Raw genomic sequence first — 4172 nt, 5'->3', positions numbered from 1 at the left:
GCGTTCTGCTCCACCAGCAAAATGGTGGACCCGGCCTTGTTCAGCCTCTGGATAATCTCAAAAATCTGCTCCACCAGCAGCGGCGCAAGGCCCATAGACGGTTCGTCCAACATCAAAAGCCTTGGGTGACTCATCAGGGCCCGGCCCATGGCCAGCATCTGCTGTTCGCCGCCGGAAAGGGTCCCGGCCACCTGCCGCCGCCGCTCCTTCAGGCGGGGAAACTGCTCGTAAACCTTCTCCATGTCTCCGGCAATTCCTGCGCTCTTTTGCGTATAGGCGCCCATTTCCAGATTATCCTGAACGCTCATCTGCAAAAATACCCGCCGCCCCTCCGGCACCAGCGCCATGCCACGGGAGACAATCTTGTGGGGCGGAATCTTTCCTAAATTCTGGCCCATGAAGGTCACGGAGCCGGTTTTGCTGTGCAGCAGTCCGGCAATGGTGTTCAGCGTGGTGGATTTTCCCGCGCCGTTCGCACCGATGAGAGTGACAATCTCTCCCTCGTTCACGTCGAAGGAAACGCCCTTGACGGCGTGAATGCTGCCGTAAAAGACGTTCAAGTCCTCCGCGGATAAAATAACGCTCATGCCCTCATGCCTCCTTCTGTTTGCCGAGATACGCCTCGATCACGGCGGAGTTGGACTGGATATCCTCGGGGCTGCCCTTGGCAATGACATGCCCGAAGTTCAGAACGCAGATGCCCTCGCAAATGTTCATCACGAGGCTCATATCGTGCTCAATGAGAAGAATGGCGATCTGGAAGGTATCCCGAATTTTCCGGATATTCTCCATCAGCTCCGCCGTCTCCGAGGGATTCATTCCCGCCGCAGGCTCGTCCAGCAACAGCAGGCCGGGATTGGTGGCCAGTGCCCGGACAATCTCCAGCCGTCGCTGAGCCCCGTAAGGAAGGGACCCGGCCTTGGCGAGGGCCATGTCCTGCATGTCAAAAATGCTTAAAAGCTCCATAGCCCTGTCGTGGGCTACCTTCTCTTCCTTCCAGAAGCCGGGAAGACGGAAAATGCCGCTCCACATGTTGTAGCTCATAGCGTTATCCATGCCCACCTTCACGTTTTCTTCCACCGTGAGGTTGGAGAACAGGCGGATATTCTGGAAGGTACGGGCGATGCCCGCCCGGTTCACCTGAATGGTGTTCATCCCGTGAGTGTCTTTGCCGTCCAGCAGAATCGTGCCCTTGGTGGGCTGGTAAACCTTGGTCAACAGGTTAAAGACGGTGGTTTTCCCCGCGCCGTTAGGTCCGATGAGGCCCGCAATTTCCGTGCGCCCGATGGTCAGGTTGAAGTTTTCAACCGCCTTCAGCCCACCGAAGGTGACGCCCAGATTGATGCACTCGAGAATGGGGCTTTTGCCTGCGTCCCGGTCTGGGACCATCGCCCCGGAGGGGACGGGAATCAACTTTGAAAACATATCAGGCGGCCTCCTTTCCGGCAGAGCGCCCAAATTTAAAGCGGGCAAAAAATGCCTTGAGCGCAGGATTGTTGGTAAACAGCATCACCAGAATCAGCACCACCGCATAGGCCAGCATCCGATAGTCCGCAAACTGGCGCAGCAGCTCCGGCAGAATTGTCAGCGCGGCGGCGGCTATGATGGAGCCGCGGATATTGCCCATGCCACCCAGCACCACGAACACCAGCACCAGAATGGAGGTGTTGAAGTCAAACTTTTTTGCGAGAATGGAGGAGAAATTCATGGCGTACAGCCCGCCCGCCAGCCCCGCCAGCACGGCGGAGGTGACAAAGGCCATCATCTTGTACCGAGCTGGGGAAATCCCCACGGACTCGGCGGCAATGCGGTTGTCCCGCAGGGCCATCACCGCCCGGCCCGCCCGGCTGTGAACAAAGTTCAACACCACGGCAAGGGTCACCATGATGAGCAGAAACCCCGCGGTGAGGGAAGACAGCTTGGAAATGCCCACCGCGCCCATAGGACCTTGCAGCAGCATTTCCCCATCCGCCGCCAGATTCACGGCGGCGGCGCTCATGCCGAAGTGAAGCCCCTCTGCGTCCAGCCCCACATACACGCAGTTCATGATATTTTTAATGATTTCGCCAAAGGCCAGCGTCACGATAGCCAGATAGTCGCCCCGCAGCCGCAGCACCGGCACCACCACAATCAGGCTCACCAATCCCGCCGCCGCGCCGCCCACGGCCATGGCCACAGCCAGACGCACCGGACCTGCGGAAATCGCGCTCTCCAGCGCCGCCGCCGCAATGACGGAGGTGAACGCGCCCACGCTCATAAAGCCCGCGTGGCCAAGGCTCAACTCACCCATCACGCCCACCGTCAGATTCAAAGACACCGCCATGACGATATACGCGCACACGGGCACCAGCATTCCCCTCATGGAAGAGGTCAGCGCCCCGCCAGAAAGCATTCCCTGCATCAGGGCAAACACCAAGATCACCATGGCGTAAGTGATAAAGCTGGAGCGGGTGGAGGGGGCCATGCGTTTCAGTTTTGTAGTCATCCCTTTCACCTCAAACCTTCTCGCGGAGCTGCTTGCCCAAAAGCCCAGTGGGCCGCACCAGCAGCACGACAATCAGCACGCCGAACACGATGGCGTCGGACAGCTCAGTAGAAATATAGGCGCGGGCAAAAATTTCGATGATCCCCAGCAGCAGTCCGCCAAGCAGCGCCCCGGGAATAGAACCGATCCCCCCGAACACGGCGGCGGTAAACGCCTTGATTCCGGGCATGGAGCCGGTGGTGGGAATCAGGGTGGGGTAGGTGGAACACATCAATACCCCCGCCACGGCGGCAAGTCCCGAGCCGATGGCGAAGGTCATGGAAATGGTGAAATTCACATCGATGCCCATAAGCTGCGCCGCGCCCTTGTCCTCAGACACGGCCCGCATGGCCTTGCCCATTTTGGTGCGTCCGGTAAACGCGGTCAGCGCCAGCATAATCACAAGGCAAGCCGCCACTGTGATCATGGACACATAGGCAATGTTCAACTGCCCGTCGAACAACGACACGCCGCGCTCCCCGCCAAAGGTAAAGAAGTTGGGGAAAATCTTAGTGTCGGAGCCCCACAGCAGCAGCGCCGCGTTCTGAAGAAAATAGCTCACGCCGATGGCGGTGATCAGCACCGCCAGAGAAGGGGCGGAGCGCAGCGGCTTATACGCCAGCCGCTCCACCGTAATTCCCAGCAGCGTGCATCCGGTAATCGCCAGCAGCACGGCGGGAACCGGGTGCCAGCCCAGAGAAGACGCTGTGATAAAGCACAAATAGCCGCCCACCATAATCACGTCGCCATGGGCGAAGTTCAGCATTTTTGCAATGCCGTAAACCATGGTGTAACCCAGAGCAATAATGGCGTAAATACTGCCCAGGCTTATGCCGCCAATCAGATTGGAGAGAATCGTCATAGCAAGAGATACCTGCTTTCCAAAATTTAAAGCGCCGCCGCGCCGGAATTGGCACGGGACTGCCTTGAAGCGTTCTGGTCAGGAGGTCCCGGCCCGCCGCAGCGGGCCGTATCCTCCCGGCCGGAACGGTGGAAACCGGGAGGCCCCCAAAAGGGGCCTTCCAGTTCTCGCATCCGTGAAGCCGGAAATTACATGGTCACGTAAGCGCCGCTCTCAACCTTCACCACCATGGGGGCCTTGGACACTTCGCCGTTGGTGCCCCAGGTCATGCCGGTGCCGGTCAGGCCGTCCACGCTGAAGTCGGAGGCGGTGAACGCGGCAACCATGGCCTCGCACACATCCTCGTGGCTCATCTCGGTGGTCACGCCGGCCTTCTCACAGGCAGAATAGATGGCGTAGATGCAGTCATAGCCGTCGGCGGCGAACTGGTTGGGCGTCTCGCCGTAGGCCGCTTCATACTTGGCGACGAAATCAGCGGAGGCTGCGTCGGAAGCGTTGAAGGGAGTCATCAGCATCAAACCCTCTGCGATAGAGGTGTCAAAGCCCTCCATGGCGAGAATGCCATCCATGCCGTCGCCGCCGAAGAACATGGGGGAATAGCCCATGCTCTTGGCCTGATTCAGCACCAGAGAGGCGGGGGTGTAGTAGATGGGCATGAAGACCATTTCGGCGCCGTTGTTCTTCGCGTCGGCAAGCTGGACGGAGAAATCGGTGTTGGTGTCGTCGGGGAAAGTCGTAGTGGAGACAACCTCCAACCCCTTGGCCTCGGCCTCGGGGGCAAAAGCG

5 protein-coding genes are annotated in these 4172 nt (G+C 59.2%); all 5 read right to left on the bottom strand.

The genetic code is table 11. From position 1 onward, the window contains the following. Window positions 1-587: ABC transporter ATP-binding protein (locus RTK01_RS16030; RefSeq protein ID WP_312281932.1), on the bottom strand; the 587-nt coding region annotated here is incomplete at its 3' end. A 4-nt stretch (window positions 588-591) separates the two neighbouring features. Beyond that, window positions 592-1389 (bottom strand): ABC transporter ATP-binding protein, encoded by a 798-nt coding sequence (locus RTK01_RS16025; RefSeq protein ID WP_312281933.1) that lies wholly within the window; start codon window positions 1387-1389, stop codon window positions 592-594. 37 nt (window positions 1390-1426) lie between these two features. After that, entirely contained in the window at window positions 1427-2485 is a 1059-nt protein-coding gene (locus RTK01_RS16020; RefSeq protein ID WP_312281931.1) for a branched-chain amino acid ABC transporter permease, read from the bottom strand. 10 nt (window positions 2486-2495) lie between these two features. After that, window positions 2496-3386 carry a branched-chain amino acid ABC transporter permease gene (locus RTK01_RS16015; RefSeq protein WP_312281930.1) on the bottom strand — a complete coding sequence of 297 codons (891 nt, stop codon included), beginning with the start codon at window positions 3384-3386 and terminating at the stop codon, window positions 2496-2498. A gap of 188 nt (window positions 3387-3574) precedes the next feature. Continuing rightward, window positions 3575-4172 (bottom strand): ABC transporter substrate-binding protein (locus RTK01_RS16010; RefSeq protein WP_312281929.1); only part of this gene is annotated, 598 nt, incomplete at its 5' end.

The sequence above is a fragment of the Oscillibacter sp. genome (assembly GCF_031978065.1).
GTDB lineage: Bacteria > Bacillota > Clostridia > Oscillospirales > Oscillospiraceae > Oscillibacter.
Note: the sequence above shows the minus strand (reverse complement) of the source record. Positions and strands in the feature narration are given on the sequence as shown.